We start from the raw sequence: 24734 nt of genomic DNA on the forward strand, positions 1-24734 counted from the left end.
GGTGTTTGTTGCGTTTGCCAAAATGTCCATAATTCCAATATTTTGCAAGGAAACCATCATTTGGAATGAGCGCGAATAAAGAAAATCACCAACAAGCACGCTTGCCGAATTTCCCCAAACTTCATTAGCTGTTTTATTTCCGCGACGCATATCTGATTCATCAACGACATCATCGTGTAATAAGGTTGCGGTATGAATAAATTCAACTATAGCAGCGAGCTGAATATGGTCTTTACCGCTATAAGCCAAAGCTCTTGCCATCAACACAACCAGAATCGGGCGAAGTCTTTTTCCGCCTGAATTAATGATGTATTCCGAAATCTGTTTAATCAAAACAACATGCGAATCCAGGCTATCACGGATGTTAGCGTTTACTTGCTGCATATCACCGGCAACGACATCCAGAACCTGTTCGATAGAATTAATTGAATTGTTAAGAAGTTTATTTTCCGCTTTCAAGTTACCAAGGGATCAATATCAAGAAAGTTGCTATTATACTGATATTATCGCAATTTACTTGGATTTCTTTTTGAAATCGTTATATTAGTCAGTCCTAATCATTTTGCACAAACTACTTTTTAACAATGAGCGGCTTAAATTCAAAAGAAAAGAAAGCAGCGGTGTCTGTTGCTATTCTGATTTCATTGCGAATGTACGGCTTGTTTTTAATTATGCCGGTGTTTTCCGTATATGCGAAAGAAATGCCGGGAACATCTCCATTGCTGATTGGTTTAGCTTTGGGAATTTACGGACTGACCCAAGCGTTGTTGCAAATTCCCTTAGGTCTGGCTTCAGATTTCTTCGGTCGTAAAAAAGTACTGACGATAGGATTGCTGCTTTTTATTACAGGAAGCATCATTGCTGCTCTTGCGGATAATATTCATCTAATCATTTTAGGCAGAGCCATTCAAGGCATGGGCGCAATTGCTTCCACAGGCATGGCATTGATTGCAGATGTTTCCAGAGCCGAACAACGTACCAAAATGATGGCAATGGTTGGAATGAGCATTGGCATGGCTTTTATTCTGGCGTTTATCACAGGACCGATCTTATCAGCCTGGTTTGGTTTAAAAGGTTTATTCTGGATAACCGCCATTCTTGCTAGTTTGGCTTTGATTCAATTGCATTTATTTATTGAAGAACCTGCCAACAAAGTCAGAAAATCATTTAGCTTTAAAGAGATGAGTCATTCACTAAAGGATTTGAAATTGGTGTCTTTAGACACAGGGGTGTTTGTCATTCATGCTGTTATGACGGCCGTCTTTGTGGTTTTACCTTTAATTCTGGTTGAAAAACTCGATTTCCCGACTGCTCAACATTGGAAAATTTATTTACCGGTACTTTTAGTTTCAATATTAATATTTGTACCGATGATAATATTGCATGAAAAGAAGAAAAAATACTTTACCGTGATTTCTTTAGCATTAATAGGGTTGGCTATTTCACAATTGATGTTTGCTGTTCTAGCACCAGCAATTTTCACAATCTCCATAATTCTGGTGTTCTATTTTGCTTTTTTTAACTTTCTGGAAGCCTCAATGCCGTCTTTACTTTCCCGAATTGCGGGAGAAAAGTATCGTGGAGCGGCAATGGGTGCATATTCCACATCCCAGTTTTTGGGAGCTTTTATCGGCTCATGGATTGCCGGAGGTTTAATGTCCGGTGGTTACAATTCAGTTTTTATTGTTACAGCCTTGTTAATACTTCTGAATTCGGTATTTATCGCCTTAATGTCGAAAAAAATTCAAAACCTGCCATAATTCATCATTTCTAATCATTCTTTTGTTATAATTATCGGATAAACTATCACTAAAAATCCGGTAATTATTTATGAAAAAAATACTCATTATTGCTGTTCTGTTCTTTCTTGTATCTTGCTCGGAGCAAACCGAAGAACAAAGCCCAAACACAAATACCCCCGCAAAAACAGGCAGAGTCAATACCGCTCATGAATTGAAATATTCTGAAAATGCTGATTTCAAAGTTTTGAGCATCACCGAAGATCAGTATAAAAATGCGCCGGCCTTGCAAATCAATCTCAGCTTACCAGCAGCCAATCAAATTTCCGAAGGCATTACAGTCACAACCAACAACCAATCGGTGAATGGTGACTGGATTTATAGTGATAACAAACGTGTTTTATACTTTCCATTTATCCAGCCGGAAACCGAATATCAGGTGGCTATTGAGGCCACATTATCATCAATTAATAACAAACAACTCTCCACACCCTTTGCAAAAACCATCAAAACCAATCCTAAGCAGAAAAAAGTTCGGTTTGTTTCTTCAGGCAATACTTTACTGCGTGAAAGTAACAAACTTCCGATTGAAGCCGTCAATGTGAGTGCTGTGGATTTGAAATTCTGGAAAATTCATCCCGACAAATATCATCGTTTTTTGATGAATCCAAATATGAAGGATATTTACTATCTGGACAAAATCTCTGAATTTGCCGACTTGATTTATACCGGACAATTTGCGATAGATAGTGAAAGAAATAAAACCGAAGTTCATAATATTTCTCTGGCAGATATAAAAACCATTCAGCAATCGGGTTTGTACTTCGTGACCATGATTCCTTCAGACAACTATCCTTATGAAGTTGAAAGCAGCTGGTTTTCAGTTACCAATCTGGGTTTACAGTCCAGAATGTACAAAAATTCTATGGCTGTGTTCACTCATAATTTATCGACTTCTGAGCCATTTGCTGATGTTGAGCTGACTTTATATGACGAAAAAGGTAACCAACTGGAAAAACAGAATTCCAGTGATAAAGGATTTGCCCGTTTTACCAATGAAAATATTCACAAAGCCAATTTGTTAATTGCTACCAAAGGATATGAATCAAATATCATACGCATGAATCAAATGCCAATGGATTTATCTGAATTTAATCTTGCTTACCGCAAACATAAACCGCAAGAATTATTTTTATATTCACCCAGAAATTTATATCGCCCCGGAGAAACTGTTCATATCAATGCATTACTGCGTGATGATGACGGACAATTGGTCAAAGCCACACCGGTGCGTGTTGAAATCAAACGTCCCGATAACCGAACCATCAAAACAATCAACTGGCAAGGTGATGAAAATTCATTCTACACAACTGAATTCAATGTTCCCAAAGATGCTATGACCGGAACATGGCAATTTCATGCCAAACTGGCAAATAACGATATTTTCAATTATGAATTTGCCGTTGAAGATTTTATGCCTGAGCGATTGAAACTAGACCTCAACGCCGGAGATAATGGCTCTAATATTTCCAGTTTAGAAACACCGCAGATACAAGTTCAAAGTGATTACCTTTATGGAGCTCCGGCCGCTAAAAACCGTTATGATGCAACAGTCACTATAAAGGCACAAACTCAAATGTTTGAGTTTAAAGACTATGTGTTTGGTTCAAACAACTACAAAGATTACGACTACAATTTCACGACACCATCCAAATTACTGGATGAAAAAGGTTCAGGAGTCATCTCAATTCAACCCAACTGGGCGGAAACACAGTTCCCTTTGCAAATAAAAAGCCATGTCAATGTTTATGAATCCGGTGGTCGTCCGATTTCCAGAAAAATCGAACACACAATCTGGCCTCATGAAATCGCTGTCGGTGTCAAGCAATTATGGGATGGTGATTATGCCAGTCCAAACAGTGATAGCATGGTAGAATTGATTGCTATCAACCGACAAGGTGAAAGAACAGAACTAAATAATTCTGAAGTTTTACTGATTCGTGAAAACTCGCAAAGATACTGGCATTGGGGTGATGATGGCTGGAGTTACAATCAAAGTGAAAAGAATGTGCCTGTTTTCAGCGACATTATCAATATCGGCAAAGATGATGCTTCTGTCATCCAGTTTCCACTCGATTATGGCTATTATCGCCTTGAAGTCCGCGATGAAAACCAAAATCTGATTACCAGCAATCGGTTCTTCTCAGGCTGGCGTTGGTATGACCCTGATTATGCCAATGCTGAAAAACCCGATCAAGTCAATCTGCAATGGCAAAGCCATTCTGTTGCTCCAAATGCGGATGCCAAACTCAAAGTCGTTGCTCCTTATACTGGCACAGCATTGGTGACTGTAGAGTCTGATGATTTGCTTTGGCAAAAAACTATTCAACTCGAGAAGGCGGAACAAATTATCGACATTCCTGTTATGTCCAACTGGAAGCGTCATGACCTCCATGCAACAGTCATGGTCATCAATCAAGGAGAACTCAAACGCAAGCACCTGCCCAAACGAGCTTTCGGTGTGATTCATCTGCCGTTAAATCGAGATAACAGAAAAATCAATCTTGCCATTGAAGCTCCTGAAAAAACACTCCCGGACCGGGAAATCACCATTAAGGTTAAGGCAACTAATCTCGACAAAGAAACTCCTTCCTTCGTCACCTTAGCTGCGGTGGATACCGGTGTTTTAAGTATCAGCAACTTCAAAACTCCAAAACCTCATGACTGGTTTTTTGAGGCAAGAGGTTATATTACTGCCATCCGTGATATTTACGGTTCAATTATCGCATTGATGGATGGCAAGAATGCCACGCAGAAATTTGGCGGTGATGCCGATATCAATCGCGGTGGTGAAGCTCCCGGTTCAGATGTGCAAATTGTTTCACTTTTAAGCGAGAAAACGCCTTTTGATAAAAACGGTGAAGCTGAAATCAAATTCAAATTGCCTTATTTCAACGGTGAAGTCCGCTTAATGGCATTAGCGTTCAATGATAACCAATTTGCCGGAACTGACACACACATGAAAATAGCTGCTCCGGTTGTTATTGAAACATCTTTACCTCGTTTTATAGCCAAAGGCGATCAAACTTTCGCAACCATAGATGTGCACAATACTGAAGACAACGAGCAAACCATTGATTTACAAGTTATCGCATCTGATTCGTTGGGTGGTAAAATATTAAATCAGCAAGTTAAACTGGCTGCTAATGAAAAACAAATTTTGCAACTTCCTTTACTTGCCGAAGTTTACAGCGGAATGGGACAAGTGAGTGTTGTTGCCAATATGAAGCGAAACGATAACTTTTCGGTGAATCGCTCTTGGGGTTTAGGAATCCGTCCCGCCTACCCTGCGGTTGTCAATAGTACGACTGAGGTCATTGATCTCGATAAAAGTTACAATCTGGATAGCAACTTATTTGCAAATCTTGATGAAAGCAACCTGAAATCGGTTTTGAAAATTTCCAATACTCCAGTTCTCAATGCCGAAGAACATATTCAACAATTGATTCAATATCCTTATGGTTGTTTGGAACAAACCACTTCCAGAGCATGGCCATTATTACTGGTTGAAAAGCAGGATTTAGGCTTGTTCACTTCAGAAAAGCAAGCAGAAATTTTCTCCAAACGCACTGAGTTAATCGAACAAGCCATCGGCAGAGTGCTTGGTATGCAACGCTATGATGGCAGTTTCGGCTTATGGAACAATGACAGTCCCGAAGAGTATTGGCTAACCGTTTATGCCACAGAATTTTTATTGAAGGCCCGTTCTCTCGGTTACACCATATCGCAACAAGCCATAGATAATGCAGTTAAGAGACTGCAATACTATGTCAAAGGTCGTAATTATCTCTATTCCGATTTGAAAAAATATTTATCCAACGAAAACTATTACAAATTGAGTTATCAAGCGTATGCCGCCTATGTGTTAGCGTCGGTGAAAAGTGTCAACTTGCAGGATGTAAGAAAAATTTATGATTCCAACTACCAAAACTCAAAAGGTCCGTTACCACTTGCCTATTTAGCTTTAGCTCTGGAACAACTCGGTGACAACCAACGTGCTAAAGATGCCTGGCAACGAGCGATTGATTTTAAATGGCAACAAAACCGTTACAGCTATTACGGTGATTATGGTTCTAAAGTTCGAGACTATGCTCAAATCATCGGACTCAGCCTGCAAAGCAATCTGGCTCAAAGTTTGCCAAGTTCAGCATTGCAACTTGTCAAACCATTACAAAGCGAAATCCTATCCAATCGTTGGTTATCCACTCAGGAACGCGGAGCTCTGTTCCGCACCGCCAAAGAGCTGGATAAAAACAGAAATGGTAACGAAAAGTGGAATGCCAGTCTCAGCATTAATGATGAAGAAAACATCTATAATCAAGCCGAAGATTTGATTAAAGTTTTACATGATAAAAAAGCCAAAAGCAGTATCACCATCACCAACAATGGAAATATGCCTCTGTATTTAGACTTCAAAACACAAGGCTACTCCTTGAAACCACAAGCTGAAAGCAATGGCATCAAAGTGAAACGTCGTTATTTTAATCTACAAGGCGACAACCTAGATATCAGCAATATCAAAACCGGCGATATGGTTTTGGTTCATATCAATATGACGTTGGATAAAAAATACTCCTACCTTCCTGATGCCATGTTAGTTGAATTACTGCCGGCAGGACTGGAATTGGAAAATCAAAATTTGGAACATTCAATGAAACTGGATGAAATCAAAATTGATGGCAAATACATTTACGACTGGACATCAAATACTTATGTCAAACACAGCGAATATCGTGATGATCGTTTTATTGCTGCATTATCGCTTTCTTCATACAAAGATAACGATTTATTTTACTTGGCTCGTGCGGTCACACCCGGAGAATTTACTGTTCCGCCATCTTTAGTTGAAGATATGTATCGTCCGGAAATCCGCGCTGTTGGCAAAGCAGATGGACAAATGGTAATTACAGAGAAGTAGAATGAGTTTGAAAAGATTATTGATTATCCTTTCAATTGTATTAAGTATTTTATTGATACCATTTATTGCTATGTTTTATTCAGAAGAAGTCCGCTGGGATCTGGCGGACTTTCTGATAATGGGAGTGCTTTTGTTTACAGCCGGATTAGCTCTCGACTATGTCATCCGCAAAAACAGTAAAAAGAAAGTTTTTCTTATAGTCTCAATTGTACTTATCTTTTTGCTGACTTGGGCAGAACTGGCAGTCGGTATTTTGGGTACTCCGTTTGCAGGAAGTTAATCAAAACCACTTGCAAAAATTAAATCACGTTCAATTGCCCCAATATCACAATGATCGCCAATTGGACGCAAATCACCTCTTTGATCAATTGTCATAGGATTTGCAAGAAACCCAATACAATCACCGACAGGAATCTGATCAATCAAAGGACTACCAACTGATGGCATATGACTGATCATATTACCACCATTTTGATGAAGTGGTTCCAGCATCGGGTCGATATCTTCCATATCACCAATATTCATCAAACCACAGGAGCTATCATTCAAAACATTATAACCTAAAGAAACCGGAACACCTGAAGACACACAATTTCGATTAGCCACACGCTGAAACGCTGAAAATCCTATCTCAAATAAATTGCTACTATCAAAACTGTAAAGTGCTAAGTTCCCCTCAGTGTTATTATAAAACGTACTGAAACGTATCGACGCATCTGAATTTTTTGCAAAAATCCCCGTTCCTGCATTTGTGCTAAAAGTGGAATTAATAAACTTGCCGGAACCTTCTTCCACAAATATGGCATTAAATGCATCATAGTTATTGGTAACCTGTGTCGAGTCCATTATAAAATCACAATAAAAGCAACTCACCGCAGCACCAAATTCATTATTACCAATGCTAACGGCATAATTGCTATCAAAGATACTGTTTTTGATACTTCCTGCACCATTCAGAAATGAAACCGCTCCGCCGTCGTTGGCTCTGTTATTTATAAATTTTACATTATCAATCGCAACCTCTGTCATTGAACCCCCTTGAGTGAGAATAGCACCACCATGACTGGTCGCCAGAGCATTACCGCCATTTCTCAATGTCAGATTGGATACGCTTCCGCTCACACCAAAAAACTGAAAGATCCGATCAATTCCGCCACCATCAATGATTGTCAAATCCATTCCTGCACCGACAATATGAACTTCTTCATTAATATCCAAATCACCCACAAAGGCATCTAAATCCTCACCTGGTATTGTTAAGGTAAATATTCCTACAGGAAGATAAATAGTATCAACACCACCAAGTGCATTGCTTTCCATGATGGCAGCTCGCAATGTGCATTGAAACAATTGTTCGGTTGCGTCACAATTACCATCGCCGGGACTATCATCAATTAAGTCACTAAAGGAATTGACAGTAAAATCAACACTAAAAGATAGTGAAGTTGTAAACAAAAACGCTAAAGCGATAATAGTTCTGAGTTTCATGATTTTTTCTCAATTTTTTATGTATTTATTCCTTGTTACGGAATAGAGAAAAAATTTATGACATTTACAGTAAATTTTTTTAAGTTAATTTCTTCCTATCAATGCTTTAAGATGTTTCCTGTCAAAACTTGAAGACAGCAAGCCGGTCAATTAAAATACTCCCCCAAAATACCGTCATTCCTGCGCAGGCAGGAATCTTTTAAATATTAATCCAGTTTTTATTTAATTCCCGTCTGAATGGGGATAACACGAGAAAAATTATGATAAGTTCACATATTCCAAGCGTTCCTCATCCGGTCAACGAGCCGGTTCGTCAATATCTTCCCGGTTCTGCCGAAACTTTGGCTCTTCAAGCTGAGTGGGATAGAATGGCAGCGATAAAATATGAAATTCCTTGTGTTATCAACGGTAAGGATGTTTTCACAGATAAAACTGAAAATGTGGTGATGCCACATAATCATCAGCATATTCTTGGAGTTTCTTATCTAGCGGGCGACAAAGAATTGAATAATGCTGTTGATGCCGCTTTAGCTGCTCAGGAACAATGGCGTTCCATGCCATGGCAATCTCGTGTTGCGGTTTTTCTGAAAGCAGCTGATTTGCTTGCAGGACCTTATCGCAACACTATCAATGCGGCGACGATGTTGGGACAATCGAAAAACTGCTTTCAGGCAGAAATTGATTCGGCCTGTGAATTTATCGACTTCCTCAGATTCAATGCCTATTACTATCAGGAAATCATGCGTGAGCAACCAATTTCTTCCGAAGGAATCTGGAATCAACTGGACTGGCGTCCGTTGGAAGGTTTTGTGTTAGCAATTACACCGTTTAATTTCACCGCAATTGCCGGCAACCTGCCCTCAACTCCGGCATTGGTCGGCAACACCGTGGTTTGGAAACCATCTCATACACAAATGCTATCGGCACACATTATTATGCAGGTTTTCAAAGAAGCCGGACTGCCCGATGGTGTGATTAACATGGTTGCTGCCGATGGTCCTGATGCGGGTAGAGTTTTGTTGCCTCGTCCGGAATTATCCGGCGTGCATTTCACCGGTTCAACAGGAACATTCCAACACATTTACAAAGAAGTCGGTGGAAATATCGACCGTTATCACTCCTATCCGCGCATGGTTGGAGAAACCGGTGGTAAAGATTTCGTCTTTGCCCATCAATCCGCCAACCCTAAAGCCGTTGCCACAGCCTTATCTCGTGGTGCTTTTGAATATCAGGGACAAAAATGTTCCGCAGCCAGCCGTGCTTATATCCCGGCATCAATGTGGGATGCGGTTAAAGATTATTTACAGGAAGATTTAGCCAGTTTTAAAATGGGCTCGACCCGTGATTTCGGCAATTTTATCAATGCCGTGATTGATGAGCGTTCATTCGATAAAATTTCAAACTACATCGAATTTGCTAAAAATGCCGATGATGCCAATGTGATAATCGGCGGAAAATGTGATAAATCAGTTGGCTACTTCATTGAACCAACTGTTGTTTTAACCACCAATCCGAAATTTAAAACTATGACCGAAGAAATCTTCGGACCGGTTCTAACCATCTACGTTTATGATGACAACCAACTGGATGAGACATTGGAATTATGCGATAAAGGCTCACCTTATGCTCTCACCGGTGCGATTTATGCCCAAGATCGTTATGTTATCAACCACATGATGGACAAACTGCGTTTCGCAGCCGGAAACTTCTACATCAACGATAAACCGACAGGAGCCGTGGTCGGACAACAGCCTTTTGGTGGCGGACGTGCTTCAGGAACCAACGACAAAGCAGGAAGTGCCCTCAATCTCTATCGCTGGATGTCTCCAAGAACAATTAAAGAAACTTTTGTTCCGCCAACGGATTATCGTTATCCATTTTTGGGGTAAGAAAATATGATTGCAAGAATATGGCATGGGACTACCAAACTTTCGGATATGGAAGAATACACAAAATTCATGAAAGCCAAGGCTGTCCCAGACTATAAAAGTACCGAAGGATTTGTAAAATTATCTTTTTTGAGACATGTCACAGATGATATTGCTCATTTCACCCTTATCACCTATTGGAAAAATCTGGAAGTGATAAAAAACTTTGCCGGCGAAGACTATGAAACACCTAAATACTACGATGAGGATAAAAACTTCTTACTGGAATTTGAAGATAAAGTGACTCATTATGAAGTTTTTGCTGAGGAATGACGATGATAGATAAATCTTTAGTAGGAAAGCTTTTCAGTTTCGATGCAAAACTAGAGAATTGGGCTGAGGGCATGGATTACTGCGCAGTTCGTGTGCCCATGAAGATCACGAATTCACTTGGTACTAGAGGTCCTGTACTAGTGAATGCAAGTGTAAACAATTCAGAGTTATTTCAGGTAAGCCTTTTTCCAGTAGGAGGTGGTAAACACTACATTCGAATTAAGGCAAAAATTCGTAAGCTTACAAAAACCAAGTCGGGTGATCGAGTTAAGCTGGACTTTGTGGTTTTAGACCCTAATGATGTAGATGTTCCTGATGAATTATTGGATTTATTAGAAACTGAAGGGATGATAGATGCTTTTATGGATATCCCCCCCGGAAAGAGAAATTATTTGATTCGTCGTATACAGGAAGCTGTAAAACCGGCCACCCGAGAAAAGCGAATTTGTGAAGCACTAGATGTGGCTATTGAGAGAGAACATAAAGCCTAATGGCAATGCATAACAAAGCGCATCAAACGAAAAATTTTCCCTTGCGCTCCAAATTTTCCTGTTAACTCCACATTAAGTTTCCAACAAAACAATAATCCCCCTTAACTCTCACCGAAATATTTTTGAAAATTTGGATTTACGTTTGCTTATGTTTGAATGTCGCTTGCGACATGAGTTCAAGCAAACGCCAAATTAGTGAAAATATTTTGGGAAGCCAGAGGCTGAGAGTTTGGGGTGTGTTTTGTGTTACTTTTCGCACAAGCAAAAGTAACGAGAAGAAAGATGATGAAACAAATCAGGCACGATAATTTTATAATTTAGATTTCTCGACTACGCTCGAAATGACGGTTTTTCTTTGATATCAAACTAAGTTTTTCGATTTGGACTTCAAAATCATCTGATTCGCCACAATCACATTAATCATCATAAATCCGAAAAGATATATGCTGGTGAATACAATCGCTGCAATTAGCCACAGCATATTGATAATGACATAGAAAGTAATTAACTTTTCTTTTCTTAATGTTTTGAAGAGAAACAAAAAAGCCAGAGGGAAAAACAAAAGTACATTTACATTATTTGCTGCAACGCTGTGACTGGTAAAAAACCATAATAGCAATAACCCTATTCCGACCAATGATTGTAAAATTAGCCAACTATTGACAGCGATCATCGCCGTTTTACCGTAATGCAATAGAATTAACATGAGGATGACAATTGCAAACATTGCGTAGTGAGTTTTCCAGAAACTGTATTGACTGAAAACTGACTCTTCCGGTTTTGGTTGATGAACCAACTCTAGTTTGCCAACCCACTCTGCCTTGATATTCTCCAAATCTTGGGCAAATACATCAGGAAAAATTGATAGCTGCCATTGATTGCGGTCTTTATATGCAGGCAAACCATAAGCGATGGCAATTCCCAAATTCATCCAGCTTTGGTTTTTTGCAGGAAATGTTAAGTCATACCAGCTTTGTCCGTTTTCGATGGAGTGTAATGATGTCAATATTTCACCATGTGTCACATCATCAATAATGTCGCGGATTCTTGAGGTGCAATTGTTACGAAAATAATCGTATTTGTAGTAACGGTTTTCAGGTTGAGCCAAATAATTGAGTTTACGAATTAGTTTGGCTTTTTCTTCATGATCGAGATTCAGCTTTTGCTTCCAAACGGTTCGTCCGCTTTCTATTGCAGACTCAAGCGCTTGTTGGGTGGGTTCGATTCCTAAAAAATAACGACTCTCTCCTTTGGCAAATTTAAGGAAAAAATCCTCTTCGTTAAAATCAAAATAACCAAAGCCATAAACATAATCATAGCTACTTGATTTAACCCGGATTGCAGTATGTCCGAAAGCTTCCCAGTAATCAGGACCCACACCTATGGTGATAAGATCAACTTCAACATTATCGGCATGATTTTGTGCACCAGAGTTTTGCCATAAAAGCAAAAGAAGCAAGAATATTAGCAGTGAAACTGTAAACTTCATTAAACCAATGTTAATTCCAAAGTTTTCAAACGTCTGTTATCGCTGGATAATACTTTGAATTTAAAATTGCCGAAATCAATCTCTTCATTCACATCTGGTAAACGACCTTCAGCATTGACAATCATGCCACCGACGGTGTCAAATTCGCTATTGTCGAATTCGGTGCCAAACTCTTCGTTAAACTCTTCAATAGTTAGCAGAGCATTGATTCTGAAAAGACCGTCAGATACTTTTTGAACAAACGCTTCTTCTTCCTCATCGGTTTCATCATCAATATCACCAACAATTTCTTCCAGTAAATCTTCAATGGTTACCAATCCGGCGACGCCGCCATATTCATCAATAACGATTGCCATGTGGTTGCGGGAAGTTCTGAATTCATGCAATAGGATATTGACTCTTTTGGATTCAGGAACAACGACAGGTTGGCGGATAAATCTCTCAATGTCAAAATCATCATGCGATTGGGTGAAATAACTGACTAAATCTTTTGCCAACAATATACCTTCCACTTCATCCTTGTCTTCGCCAATCACAGGGAAACGGGAATGACCGGACTCGCTGATGATTGAAAGAATTTCTTCAAATTCAGAATCTCTGGGAATCACAATCATTTGAGCTCTGGGAATCATGACTTGTCTGACTTGCATATCAGAAACTTTTAAAGCTCCTTTAATCATGTCAAGAGCATCGGCATCAACGATATTGTTTTCGTGAGCTTCCTGCAATATTACAAGTAAATCTTGTATGTTTTTCGGCTCGCCTGAAAAGGCATTAGAAAGGCGCTCCAACCATGACTTTTTTTCCTGGCCGGAACCGGTGGTACTGTTCTCTTCGTTCATCGAAGTGGATAACTTCCTCTTAATTGAATGGCTTTATTGTATCAAAAGTGACTTTTCAGACACTAAAACAGGTGAATTTTTTGACGTTTTACTCAGTTTTTTATCTCTAAAGCGGATGCAATTGCTGTTTTTGACATAGAAGACAATTCATTCACATCTTTTTCCGAATAAACTTCCGCGCTTATCGGTTTGTGAATGGTTAGTGAAACTTTGGCTGGAAATATAGATAAACTCCCCGGTGTCATCACGCTGTTAGCACCATTGATAGTGACTGGAAGAATGGGCAAATTTAACTCCTTTGCCATTCGAAAAGCTCCTTTTTTAAATGGTAAAAGCAAACCACTTTTACTGCGTGTTCCCTCCGGGAAAAAGAAAGCCGAAACACCATCTGAAATTAAATGTTTAGCGGCTGATAACGATTGTTTGGCTTTTTCTGTATTGCTTCGGTCAACAAAAACATGCCCCATAGTTTTACACGCTAAGCCAACGAAAGGCATCTTTTCCAACTCTTTCTTCATCACCCATTTGATTTCTGCAGGCAAATGTCCATAAACGAGCAGAATATCATACAAACTTTGGTGATTGCAGACGATGATATAAGATTGTTTTCGGTCTACATTTTCCGCCCCGATGACTTTTGCAGGACTGAAAGCAATCCAGAGTAAGACTTTACCCCAGGCTCGACCAATCACTTTACTCGCCCAACGAGGACTGATTAATTTTGAAAAAATTAAAATCAATGTTGAAACAATGGCTGTCATTGCCCAGGAAATCGGATAAATAATCAAAACTGTATAAATCTGGAACACCTTTCCAAAAACAGTTTTGGAGGTGATTTCTGGCATCTTGAAATTGGTAATATTATCAAACATACAGTTCAAAAGTACGATTTTAATTACAGATTTGTTAGAATCAAATTCATTGAATCAGGGGATATTCTACATGAAGCTAGAAACTTTTAAAAGCACAACAAACTCGCTGAGAGCTTCTCAAGCAGAAATCAATAAACTTTATTATGATGTTAAGAACACCAAGAAACTGCAAACGAAATTATCCAAACAACTGGCGGAACTTCAATCCCAAATTCAGGCAGAAAAAAAACATGCCGTTTTAGTCATTTTTCAAGCAATGGATGCCGCCGGCAAAGACAGTACCATTCGCAATGTTTTTGCACAATGCGATATTGGAGGCATCAATAATGTTGCTTTTAAACAGCCATCAAAAGAAGAGAGTTCGCATGATTTTCTTTGGCGTTGCAACAAACACGTTCCTCAAAGAGGACAACTTACTATTTTCAACCGAAGTTATTATGAAGAGGTTTTAGTTGTTAAAGTGCATCCCGAATGGCTTGGTTCGCAAAAAGTAGAAGTGCCTGTTACAGATAAGTTTTGGCAGAATCGTTATGACAGCATCAATGATTTTGAAAAGCATTTGAGTTTATCAGGTACAAAAATCATCAAATTCATGCTGGATGTTTCGCAAAAAGAACAGCACCATCGTTTTATCAGAAGATACAAAACACCATCCAAGCAATGGAAATTCAGCATTGGGGATCTCAAAGAAAGTAAACTTTGGAAAGAGTATCAAAATGCTTTTGATGATTTGTTAAAACAAACATCTACAGAAACCAATTCCTGGTATGTGATTCCAGCCGACAGTAAACCTTTTATGCGTTTGCTGGTGACTGAAATTCTGATTAATGAACTCTCTCAATTGAATCCGCAATATCCGCCCATGGAAAAAATTGATGAAGAAGATTTAAAACTGATAAAACATTTAATGCCTTAAAAGCCCGAGAATTAACTGCCACGATTGGATTTTTCTCGTCAAAAGGTGTATAAAATAAGGAAATTCTATAAAAAAAAATGGGGAAAAGTCATGAAACGATTACTACTATTATTGTTTTTGTATGGATTGACCGCTCAATCAAAAGAATTTGATGTTGAAGTTACTGTCAGGGCGGATCAACCGAATGAACTGGTAGCTCTCATTGAAAATGCCATGAATGGCACAGGTTCGAATAACATCAAAATCATCCCTGGAGAAAATGGTGAGAAACAAATGTTTATCACTGATGATTATATGGATTCCGGTCATGTTTTCCCTGACATAACCAAACCGCTGAAAATTTCTGCCAATGAAGCCGATGATATTCAAATCATTTTGAACTCAGACACTGCAGTTACCAATAAAAGCCACTTAAAGTTTTTTGCTTTTTTGGTATATGCAGATGCAATTTTACATCTACATCATTTAACATTTAAAGGGTTTTACAGCGAATCCGGTGGTGGTGTGATTCGAGCAAGAGGAGCTGCTCTTCTCTATCTCATTAGTGTGACTTTCATAAATAACTTTGCTGCTGTTGAAGGCGGAGCGATTCATTTGTTTGAAAACGCTATTCTCTATGCCTTTCATTCACGTTTTTTACAAAACAAAAGTAACGGACTTGGTGGAGCAGTCAGTATTCGTGGTGCGGCTTTTGCTGTTATTTTCTTATCAACTTTGGTAAATAATATCGCCAGTCCTTACGGGTGTGATTTTAATATAAACTCCAATCCGGTTGCAGATGTTTATGCTTTGATGCTCATCAATAGTGTAGTGATTTCCAGTTGTACCAACGTTCTTTTTGAAAATCCACTGGGTAAAATGTTTTTGATGATGAATACATTTTACGGAAGCGGCAATTTAATTGACTCCACCGCCAAAGTTTATTTGTTTGCAAACATTATCAAATTAATTACCGGCAGTAGTGCAACTTCAACCGAAAAAGCAATTTGTAACGATTTTGGTACAAATTCAATTGAATCGCTTGGTTTCAATATTTCCACTGAAAGCAGTTGTTCTTTGAATCAGGCATCGGATATGGCAAATACTGACCCACTTATCAATCCTCCGGATGAAAACTATCAAATCATTCCGATGAGCAATTCACCAGTCATTGATGCCGGTGCATTTGAAATATTTACAGATGAGTTAGGCAAACAAACCTTACCTTGTTCTTATAAAGATTCTCGTGGCTTGGGTCGTCCACAAGATGCAAATGGTGATGGAGTTTTTGAATGCGATATTGGCTCAGTGGAAATTCAAGGCGGAGCTGATCTCACAAGTGCACAAACAGGAATGTTTTATGATATGGATCGCTCCGGCGAAGGTGTTATGGTTGAGATGTTGAGAAATGGAACAGCATTAGTCACTATGTTTACATATGCTCCAAATGGAAATGAGCAAATGTGGTTAATTGGAGTTGGAAATATCGTTGGGAATTCCATTGTTGTTGATGAACTACTTAAAACAACCGGAGGTTTCTTTGGTCCCGGCTTTAACCCCGATAATGTTACCCATGAAAGTGTTGGTAGTTTATCTTTAGTCTTTTCTGAATGTAACTCAAAAACCAACCCGGGGAAAATGACTTTCCAACCAAACAGTCAATTTGAGAATGAGTTGGACAGCATGCTTGTCAAAAGCAGACGAATCACTAATGTTGTGGAATGTGATAGTTTAGAACAAAGCAATCCAATGGGCGGACGTTCGGGCTTATTTCACGACCCTACGCGATCCGGTGAAGGAGTTTTTGTTCAAATGATTAGCAATAACAGAGCATTAATTATTGCTTACACATATACAATTGATGGTAAGCACCTGTGGTTTATAAGTTCAGATGCTCAAATTAATGGTAATAAAATTACTGCCGAGATGATATATCCTGAAAGTCTCACCAGCTTCGGAAACCAATTTAATTCAGCCGAACTCGATTTCAAACCATGGGGAACAATTAAATTAGAATATCAACCCGAATGTGACAGCCTGACTTACTCTTACAATTCGGTTGTGGAAGAATATGGTTCCGCAACTTATAACTACCAAAGAGTGACAAAAACCGAAGGAACAACTTGCGATTTATAAACGACCGCTCAACTCAGGCAGAGTTAGCAAATAAAGTTAATTCTGCCTGCCAAACATTTTAGGTACATTGGTGCAAAACCAACCATTTCTCCATCCATATCAATAATAATTTGGCGGCAGTCAGTCGGCTCCACAATAATTTCTTTCACTTTATGATAGCTTATTTTCTCATGAACCAATTTTCGGCATTTTCTAAGATTTTTCAAATTCAACAAATAGGTCAATAATCCAACTTCTCCAATAATCACCAAAGAAAAATGTCCGTCGCTAACATCAGCATCAGGTGCTACTCCCAATGAATTTCCAAAATATTTAGCATTGGCAACAATCAGGTTTAATGCCTCTCCATTCCAGTTGAAATCATTATTATAAGCTCTAAGTTTGCATTTTTTGAATGTCAGCATTGTTTTCACAATAGATAGAAAGTAGGTCATTTTTCCACTCAACCATTTTGGCATTTTCGATTTGGCAAGTAAAACTTCTCCGCCGATTCCAACATCTGCAATATTGATAAAATAGCTGGATTGCTTTTGATGTAATTCATCATGACTTTGTAACCAGCCGACATCAATCCAACGTGAGGAGTTAGAATCAATATTGTTAATCAAAGTATCAATGCTTTCATCTAAATCAACTGATTTGATGAAATCATTTCCACTACCTGCCGCATAAACACCGATTTTAATACTCTTAATGGCTTGCCAGTCAATGCTCTCCGGCAAATTCGAATCACCTATTCGGAAGTGTTCAATCAAACTATTAAGCCCCTCATTCAAAGTCCCATCACCTCCAACAAAAATTATATGATTAAAACCGTGGCTCAAAGCATCCGAACAAAGCTGCTTTAAATGCCCCGGATATTCGGAGATAAATATTTGATGTTCATAATTGGAAAAACTCTTCTCAACATCTGACTTTACAGATTCAAATTTTCGAATTGAGCCGTTAATTAGTATTGCAATTTTCATTCGATTTGGTTTAAATCCAAGCTAAGTTAATTGACGAGTTATACACCAGTTTCCATGAATAAACAAAAACGTATCGAAATTTTCAAAAGATTTCAAAGAATCAACCCTCATCCAACAACCGAACTGGAATACTCAAATCCTTTTGAATTACTCATCGCTGTTATTTTATCTGCGCAAGCGACCGATGTCGGAGTGAATAAGGCTACCATCAGATTATTTAAGGTTGCAAACACACCTCAAAAAATCCTCAACCTCGGCCTGGATACACTCAAAGATTATGTTAAAACAATCGGATTGTATAATGCAAAAGCTGAGAACATCATTGCAACATGCAAAATTCTCGTTGATAAATTTGATTCTACTGTTCCTGATAATCGCCAAGATTTAGAGTCTTTACCTGGGGTTGGCCGAAAAACAGCGAATGTTGTACTAAATACCGCATTCGGACAACCAACCATGGCAGTTGATACGCACATCTTTAGAGTTTCCAGACGCACAAAAATTGCACATGGAAAAAATGTTCTTGAAGTTGAAAAAAGCCTGTTACGTTTAATCCCGGAAGAATTTTTAATGGATGCTCATCATTGGTTGATATTGCATGGTCGCTATACTTGCAAAGCCAGAAAACCAAATTGTGCTGAATGTATTATTAATGACTTATGCGAATACAACTCCAAAACCCTTTGATTTTTAAAATAGTCAACAAATTGAAATGTTTGCAAATACAAACCGATTGAGATATATTTATTTCACTTTTGCAAGAACACAACAATGTCATCCATTCTAATCATACACAAACATAACTGTAGCAAAAATGAAGCCTGTCAACGTGCCGAACACATGCTTGATGATATCGCCAATGATTACAATCTCGAAATCGAACATGATGGAGATGGACAGATTTATTTTTCAGGTTCAGGAATTCAAGGAGAGGTCGAAATTAACCAGGAAGAAATACATATTTCAGCCTCACTTGGCTTTTTAATGCTTGCCTTCAAACCAATTATTTCCGATAAAATAAAAAATAAACTGGAAGAAATATTTTAACTTTGAAAAGCCCCAAGAAGTTTAAACTTAAGCTTCTTGGGTAAAAGATTTAAGAATATTTTTTTATCAAATCAATAATTTCGTCAGAATTTCTTCTGAAAATCGAAACAGACTCAATATGAGAGTATTTCAGTTGCATTTTATTATCAACCAGAAAAATTCCTCTTTTAATACCAAACATACCCAGACAATTGTAATCTGAGGCAACTTGTCCTTTCTCATCAGTTAACAAAGTGAATGGAATATTGTGTTCTTTTTTGAAAGACTGATGATACTTGCTGTCATTACTACTGATACCAATAATTTCGACATCCAGTTTTTTAAACTTTTCTTCGTTATTACGGAAATCTGCAAATTGATTGGTACAAACAGGAGTTCCATCACCTGGATAAAAAACCAGTAAAACTTTGTTTTTAATCTTGTTAGACAGCTTGTATGGCTTTCCATTATCAGCTACAAGTGAAAAATCTGGTACCGCTTTTCCGACTTTTAACGACATATTATATTTCCCATGTTTTAACCAAGTTGCGTATTGTATAAGCATGGAAAGCAAATAGAAACCCCGAAACTGAAATATCGCAAATAAAATGATTTTTTTATATATTTAGATAGATTTAATTTTTTTTTATGATATAGTTCGCTTCCTGACTTTATCGAGTCAATTCAAACACAATTTCGGAGAGGTGGCAGAGCGGCTGAATGCACCGGTCTTGAAAACCGGCAAGGGTTAATAGCCCTTCGTGGGTTCAAATCCCACCCTCTCCGCCAGTATATATTCTTAACCATCTTCAATATTTCAAACTCGTTGATATTATCTTTTTTCTTTGTGTTGCTAGTCTAACACTATCTATAAACATTCTCAAAATATTGTAATGCCACTTGCAAGTCGTTTTTTTGCCCGGTTGTGAGGATGTTTTCAATGTATTGATTATAATTTAAGCCACAGGCTTCTTGGCTGCTCAGACACATTCTTATCATAAACTGGCTATTTGGACCACATTCGGTGCCTAACTGACAGAGGTATAATTGCTGAGCGTATTCTTGCATTAGCTTAACATAATCATAATTCCGATTTTGCAATACATATTCCATATCCCAGTGAATCACTTCTTCATAATATTCATAAAATATTTTTGGCGCTAATGATAAAACCGACAAACGATTTTGTTTTAACAAGTCCTTGATTTGAGAATGACCCAGAGTCTCAACGTCAATCTCGCCACTGAGTATCTGACCCCACAGGCTATTAGGTTGAGAATGTTTCAAGCGCTCTTTCACTTCTTTGTAATTATCCAGTTGCAGGCGAGGTTTTTGGGTATTTAACTTGTCACAATACTCAAAGTGACCATCAAAGAATTTGGACTGCTCATCTTGGAGTCTGTGCGACATTCTTTTCAATGATTCTGAGAATTTGGAAGACTGTTTGGTGCTAATATAGTTGTAACATAGTTCGTTATCATGCAACATCATTTGAGTTTCGACGTATGGGTCAGGGTCATAAATATAATCATCAACAGAACTCATCAGGTCTGAGTTCTTATCCTGATTCATTTCTGATTTTTGCTTAACAACATCCGGTAATTTGGATTCTGACTGATTATCTTCATTGGGAACAATGGGTTGCTTATTTTCGGTTTGGGTTAATGTTTGTTCTTTTGTTGGAGTAACCTCGAATTGGTTGTTTTGCTTGAACAACATAAACGCCACAATTGCCACAAGCAAAAGTATGAATGAAACAGTCAATTTACTTTGCATACCTTTCCACCAAAAAGTTGAAATAAGCATAAACATCTGACAATTGATTGTTACCGATATAATGTGAGAAGTAAAAATCCTCTAAATTAGAACCACATGCTTCATTAAACATACTGTCTTTTAAACCCAAACAATAACTGAGGATATACTCCGATTCGGCATCACAAGGATAGTTCATTGAACAAGCAACTAATGGCAACACAACTCCATTAAGAACATTCAAATACAACGAATCTTTGATTCCTGTTTTTTGTTTAAGAAGCTGAATGACTTGTGGCTCTCCATAAAGCAATTCAATTTTATAAACCACCCCCGCCAAAACCAGAAAAGCATCCGGCGATGTCACAGAATGCATATAATCCTCCATGGAGTTTCTATGCCCGAACATGGTTTTTCTGGCGATATCGGCTTGCTTGAAATTGATGTATTTATTTTCATCAAGTGATTTTCTTAATAGCGCAATCTGATCAAGCAAAGCCTGAATCTGTTGTTTTTCATCCTCTCTCAATTGCATCAAGTCATCATGATCTAAGTACCCTGAACTTTCATAGACTTCGTATAATTGTTGATTAAGCTGTTCAATTTGAGTATTTATCGCATTCACTTCTGTCGCCGGAAGATTGATTTCGGCAGAAAATGAATTGTTATATTGTGCGACAAATTGATGATGTTGTTCGACAAGTTTCAGGGCATGTTCCAACTGTTTGGCTTCCGGAGTCTTTGGTTGAATTCTTTGAAACCGTTGTTCCAGTTTAGACATAATCTGATAGTAATCGTCATTTTCATCATCAATTAATGACTTACAAACATCAACATGATACTGATAATAAATATTTTGCTGAGGTGTCGGTTCGTTCTGTGACTCACGAGGGTTGTATTGAAAACGCTCTGCTAAAGTTTGCAACGGGTTTTTATTATTGTGAAAATCTTCAACATCAGTGTAGCAGTTCTTAAAATATTGCCAATCTCGATATGCCGTTATGTAATCAACTTCGCTATCCTCTTTAGGGTTGCTCTCAATGAAAATTTCAGGAGTTTGTTGTTCTAAGTCTTGTTTTGAAGGCGTTCTTATTTGTTCTTTTTTTTCTTTTTCAGTACTTGTGTTTTTTTCTTTTTCAATATTTAGAGGCTCGATAATTTGGGAGCTATTTTGAGGTTTTTCCGGTTTTTGTGGATTTTTAAAATAAAGGACAAACACAGCAACAATGATTATAAATCCAATCAAAATTGTGTGTTTTTTCATAAACCTGCCTTATTTACACTTGGTAAAAAACTATTTGATTCCTTGTTCTCGCACGGGTTCAATTTTATTCTTTAGAAACTTCCGGCTTTGGAAGTGCCAATGGTTTGGAAGTTTCTGCATGACGATAGGCTTCAAGTGCATTATCGGGTTCACCAACCAAATCAAAATATCTCGCCATAAGTTTAAAAGTTTGTTTATCTGCGTCAATATCCAGACTTTTATTTAAATATTCCTGTGCTTTGCCCCAGAGTTGGTTCTTCAAGCAAAGTTCGCCTAAAATTCTTAGCAATAGTGCATTATCAGGAGATTTTTTCAACCATTTTTCCGCTGTTTTGATTTTAGAATGAGTGTCTAATTCCAATTCTGACCAAACTTGCAAGAGTTCATCCGACCAGTCTTTATGCAATGAATTTTCAATCAATTTAGCAATTTGCTGGTGCATTCCCAGTCTTAAACCACTTTTTGCATAAAGTTGGATGAATTGTAAATCGGATTTTTGCTCTTTGCTTAAACTATCCCAAGTGAGTTGTAAATCGTTCTCGTGTTCAGCATTCTGCAATTGCTGTAATATGGCATTTCGGGTGATTCGATTGGTTTCTTCAACCGGTAACACTTCTAATTTTGCAACTTTGGGCATAATCTCTCGAAGCAATTGCCATTGCTGACTTCCGGAAGCTGCTTGCGACAAAATATGCAGGGCTCGAGGATTGTTAGGATAGCTTTTCAAAATTCGGTTGAGTAATTGCACCGCTTTTTGAAATTCGCCGATTTTGACCCAAAGTTCACACCGAGTTAAATCCACAGTTAGCGGATTATCGGTGCTGCTTTCAGCCGCATCGAGATAATCAAAGGCCTGTTCCAATTTGTGTTGTGCCACCGCCGCTCTGGCAGCGGCCATGTAACCCAACTCAGGCGTCGGACTGTTTTTGGTTGAGGTCACCAACAGTTTTTCAGCAACTTTCCAACGCCCTTCACTTAAAGCCAATAACCCTTTCGCAAATGATTTGCGAGAACGATTGGTTGAAAAATTGCGCATGGTTCTTTTTGGAAAGCGGATAAAATATATCAACAACCAAAGTGAAAAGATAAACAGGACAAGCAAACCGAAAGCAACGATTACTCGCATTTCAATTTCATAACCGGCAAAGCGAATATAGAAATACCCCGGATCTTTGATTAACGAAGGTGTCACTAATGCGGCTAAAAGAACCAGTGAGATGATACTAAAAATCGTTATCAGCTTTTTCATAAGCCGGCACTTTTATCTTGTGGTTGGGAATTATTTTCTTCAAGAAAATTAGAAGAATTAAAACTCCTGAATTTTTGTAAATATTTGCTTAAGTCAGGATACTGAGGATTGAGATTAACCGCCTTTAAATCTTCTAATTGTTGTAAAATATCGGAGCTCTCTGTTGAAGAGTTTTGTTTGAGAAGAGATATTATCGCAGCTAAATTGTTTTGCCAGTTTTCATCATTCTTTAAGCGAATGGCTGTTTGTAAACTTTCAAAATAGTTTTGTAGTTGAGCTTGAGCGATTGATAACTCTTCTTTCTTTGGATTGTTCTCGGCTTCGGGTTCAATTTTACGAATGACGATTAAATTATCAAACCATGACGAGTTTTCTTTAGAGTCGTCTGTCTGATTATTTTCAATATGTGATGAAAACAACTGACTGGCTGACTGAGATAGGTAATCAACCTGAGTTTTCAGTCGAGGATAATCCGGAATTTCAACTTGTTGGATTGCATTGATGGCATTATCAACTTCGTTAGCAAAACCGGAAAAATCAGCTGTATTCTCAATTTTTTTACGAATACTTTGCAAAAATTCTTTCGCTTTATTTTGATTTTGATAAATTTCCAATTGCATCTGGGCAGCATCTAACAGTGATTCTACGTAGTTAATTGTTTGTTGTTTTTGATTGATTTGGTTTTCATTGTTGGAGATATTCCCTGAAATCTGAAGTTCACTCAAAGTCTTTTGAAAATCTTTTTTCTGAATATCAATTTGTTGTTGAGCTTGTGTCAAAGAATCTTGTTGAGAATTGATTTTTCTTTTAAGTTCATCAAGCTGTTGAATTATCAATGTATCATCATATTGCATCATTTCTGTATTTTGCGTTTGATTTTCATTGCTGGCCTGCATGGCTAATGCAATATTCTCAATTTTTTCCAGTTGCTTATGCAATTCCGAATTAGTTTGAGTGATTTTTTCTATTTGCAGTGATAATGAAGAAAATTTCTGCTCTGTTTTTTGCTGAAGTTGTTTCAAAGGTTCCTGCCATTTATCAGTTTGCTCTGAATGAACAGGTTGTTGTATTTTTAAGTAAAGATAAACACAACCCGCCAATGCTGCAAGTGCAATTAAAAAGTTTAAAAAACTAAAGAATGAACCCTTGCCGGTACGAGAACCTGAGGTGATTTCTTGCATTTCTACATTTTCCACAACTTCAGAGTCAATCATATCGGAATTTGATTCTGCAACTTCTTCCATACTTGTATCTTTTTCGCTCATATAAATCAATTTTTATTACGCATCGGGATTATAACACTATTCAAATAGACTAATCATCAAATCACAAAAAGTGAAA

21 protein-coding genes and 1 tRNA gene (1 of these 22 running past the window's edge) are annotated in these 24734 nt (G+C 38.0%); 11 read left to right on the top strand and 11 right to left on the bottom strand.

Annotated features, from left to right (window positions below):
- Positions 1–426, bottom strand: partial view of a polyprenyl synthetase family protein gene (locus tag R3F25_02455; protein MEZ5495680.1) — the beginning only. 546 nt of this gene lie to the left of the window's left edge; 426 of the gene's 972 nt are visible here — the first part of the coding sequence; it begins with the start codon at positions 424–426; its stop codon lies off the left edge, out of view.
- A 158-nt stretch (positions 427–584) separates the two neighbouring features.
- Between R3F25_02455 and R3F25_02460 the strand changes: the two genes are divergently transcribed.
- The 3 genes from R3F25_02460 (at position 585) to R3F25_02470 (ending at position 6997) form a co-directional block, all read left to right on the top strand.
- Positions 585–1760, top strand: coding sequence for an MFS transporter (locus R3F25_02460; GenBank protein ID MEZ5495681.1), 1176 nt, complete (start codon positions 585–587; stop codon positions 1758–1760).
- Between the two features lie 70 nt (positions 1761–1830).
- A complete protein-coding gene (locus tag R3F25_02465) occupies positions 1831–6717 on the top strand; it encodes an alpha-2-macroglobulin (GenBank protein ID MEZ5495682.1) in 4887 nt (1628 codons plus the stop codon).
- 1 nt (position 6718) lies between these two features.
- The gene (locus R3F25_02470; GenBank protein MEZ5495683.1) at positions 6719–6997 is read left to right on the top strand and encodes a hypothetical protein; all 279 of its coding nucleotides are present in this window, start codon (positions 6719–6721) and stop codon (positions 6995–6997) included.
- Here R3F25_02470 and R3F25_02475 read toward each other — a convergent pair.
- Positions 6994–8205 (bottom strand): choice-of-anchor Q domain-containing protein, encoded by a 1212-nt coding sequence (locus R3F25_02475; GenBank protein ID MEZ5495684.1) that lies wholly within the window; start codon positions 8203–8205, stop codon positions 6994–6996. The genes R3F25_02470 and R3F25_02475 overlap by 4 nt on opposite strands.
- Positions 8206–8465: 260 nt before the next feature.
- On the opposite strand from R3F25_02475, the gene pruA reads away from it, so the two are divergent.
- From pruA to R3F25_02490, 3 genes are read left to right on the top strand one after another with little or no spacing between them, the layout of a single operon-like run.
- Positions 8466–10094, top strand: a complete 1629-nt coding sequence (gene pruA, locus R3F25_02480) for an L-glutamate gamma-semialdehyde dehydrogenase (GenBank protein ID MEZ5495685.1) — start codon at positions 8466–8468, stop codon at positions 10092–10094.
- Between the two features lie 6 nt (positions 10095–10100).
- Complete coding sequence (locus tag R3F25_02485) at positions 10101–10406, top strand: antibiotic biosynthesis monooxygenase (GenBank protein ID MEZ5495686.1); 306 nt, start codon at positions 10101–10103, stop codon at positions 10404–10406.
- A 2-nt stretch (positions 10407–10408) separates the two neighbouring features.
- Positions 10409–10897, top strand: a complete 489-nt coding sequence (locus tag R3F25_02490) for a YdeI/OmpD-associated family protein (GenBank protein MEZ5495687.1) — start codon at positions 10409–10411, stop codon at positions 10895–10897.
- 361 nt (positions 10898–11258) lie between these two features.
- On the opposite strand, the gene R3F25_02495 is transcribed toward R3F25_02490, so the two are convergent.
- The 3 genes from R3F25_02495 to R3F25_02505 form a co-directional block, all read right to left on the bottom strand.
- Positions 11259–12386: a DUF4105 domain-containing protein gene (locus R3F25_02495; protein ID MEZ5495688.1), complete on the bottom strand. Its 1128-nt coding sequence runs from the start codon at positions 12384–12386 to the stop codon at positions 11259–11261.
- A complete protein-coding gene (locus R3F25_02500) occupies positions 12386–13228 on the bottom strand; it encodes a transporter associated domain-containing protein (GenBank protein MEZ5495689.1) in 843 nt (280 codons plus the stop codon). The genes R3F25_02495 and R3F25_02500 overlap by 1 nt, the downstream gene beginning before the upstream one ends.
- 92 nt (positions 13229–13320) lie before the next feature.
- Positions 13321–14073, bottom strand: a complete 753-nt coding sequence (locus R3F25_02505; protein ID MEZ5495690.1) for a lysophospholipid acyltransferase family protein — start codon at positions 14071–14073, stop codon at positions 13321–13323.
- Positions 14074–14170: 97 nt separating this feature from the next.
- Between R3F25_02505 and R3F25_02510 the strand changes: the two genes are divergently transcribed.
- Both R3F25_02510 and R3F25_02515 read left to right on the top strand, forming a co-directional pair.
- Positions 14171–15016, top strand: coding sequence for a polyphosphate kinase 2 family protein (locus R3F25_02510; protein MEZ5495691.1), 846 nt, complete (start codon positions 14171–14173; stop codon positions 15014–15016).
- A gap of 90 nt (positions 15017–15106) precedes the next feature.
- Complete coding sequence (locus R3F25_02515) at positions 15107–17131, top strand: hypothetical protein (protein ID MEZ5495692.1); 2025 nt, start codon at positions 15107–15109, stop codon at positions 17129–17131.
- Between the two features lie 23 nt (positions 17132–17154).
- Here R3F25_02515 and R3F25_02520 read toward each other — a convergent pair whose 3' ends face one another.
- Complete coding sequence (locus R3F25_02520) at positions 17155–18099, bottom strand: diacylglycerol kinase family protein (GenBank protein ID MEZ5495693.1); 945 nt, start codon at positions 18097–18099, stop codon at positions 17155–17157.
- A gap of 54 nt (positions 18100–18153) precedes the next feature.
- Here R3F25_02520 and nth point away from each other — a divergent pair, with 54 nt between their 5' ends.
- Together nth and R3F25_02530 are read left to right on the top strand one after the other, a co-directional pair.
- Positions 18154–18786, top strand: coding sequence for an endonuclease III (gene nth, locus R3F25_02525; GenBank protein MEZ5495694.1), 633 nt, complete (start codon positions 18154–18156; stop codon positions 18784–18786).
- An 84-nt stretch (positions 18787–18870) separates the two neighbouring features.
- Positions 18871–19146, top strand: coding sequence for a polyhydroxyalkanoic acid system family protein (locus R3F25_02530; GenBank protein MEZ5495695.1), 276 nt, complete (start codon positions 18871–18873; stop codon positions 19144–19146).
- 49 nt (positions 19147–19195) lie between these two features.
- Here R3F25_02530 and R3F25_02535 read toward each other — a convergent pair whose 3' ends face one another.
- A complete protein-coding gene (locus R3F25_02535; protein MEZ5495696.1) occupies positions 19196–19645 on the bottom strand; it encodes a peroxiredoxin in 450 nt (149 codons plus the stop codon).
- Positions 19646–19823: 178 nt separating this feature from the next.
- On the opposite strand from R3F25_02535, the gene R3F25_02540 reads away from it, so the two are divergent.
- Positions 19824–19914 (top strand) — tRNA-Ser (locus tag R3F25_02540).
- Positions 19915–19989: 75 nt separating this feature from the next.
- Here the strand turns inward: R3F25_02540 and R3F25_02545 are convergent.
- The 4 genes from R3F25_02545 to R3F25_02560 all read right to left on the bottom strand — a co-directional run bounded on the left by R3F25_02545 (position 19990) and on the right by R3F25_02560 (position 24658).
- Positions 19990–20901 (bottom strand): hypothetical protein, encoded by a 912-nt coding sequence (locus R3F25_02545; GenBank protein MEZ5495697.1) that lies wholly within the window; start codon positions 20899–20901, stop codon positions 19990–19992.
- On the bottom strand, positions 20891–22144 hold the full coding sequence (locus tag R3F25_02550; protein ID MEZ5495698.1) for a hypothetical protein: 1254 nt from the start codon (positions 22142–22144) through the stop codon (positions 20891–20893). The genes R3F25_02545 and R3F25_02550 overlap by 11 nt, the downstream gene beginning before the upstream one ends.
- Before the next feature lie 64 nt (positions 22145–22208).
- Positions 22209–23393, bottom strand: coding sequence for a heme biosynthesis HemY N-terminal domain-containing protein (locus R3F25_02555; protein MEZ5495699.1), 1185 nt, complete (start codon positions 23391–23393; stop codon positions 22209–22211).
- On the bottom strand, positions 23390–24658 hold the full coding sequence (locus R3F25_02560; GenBank protein MEZ5495700.1) for a hypothetical protein: 1269 nt from the start codon (positions 24656–24658) through the stop codon (positions 23390–23392). Before R3F25_02560 ends, R3F25_02555 begins: the two co-directional genes overlap by 4 nt.
- Positions 24659–24734: the final 76 nt, after the last annotated feature.

Source organism: Gammaproteobacteria bacterium, from assembly GCA_041395445.1.
GTDB lineage: Bacteria > Pseudomonadota > Gammaproteobacteria > Xanthomonadales > Marinicellaceae > NORP309.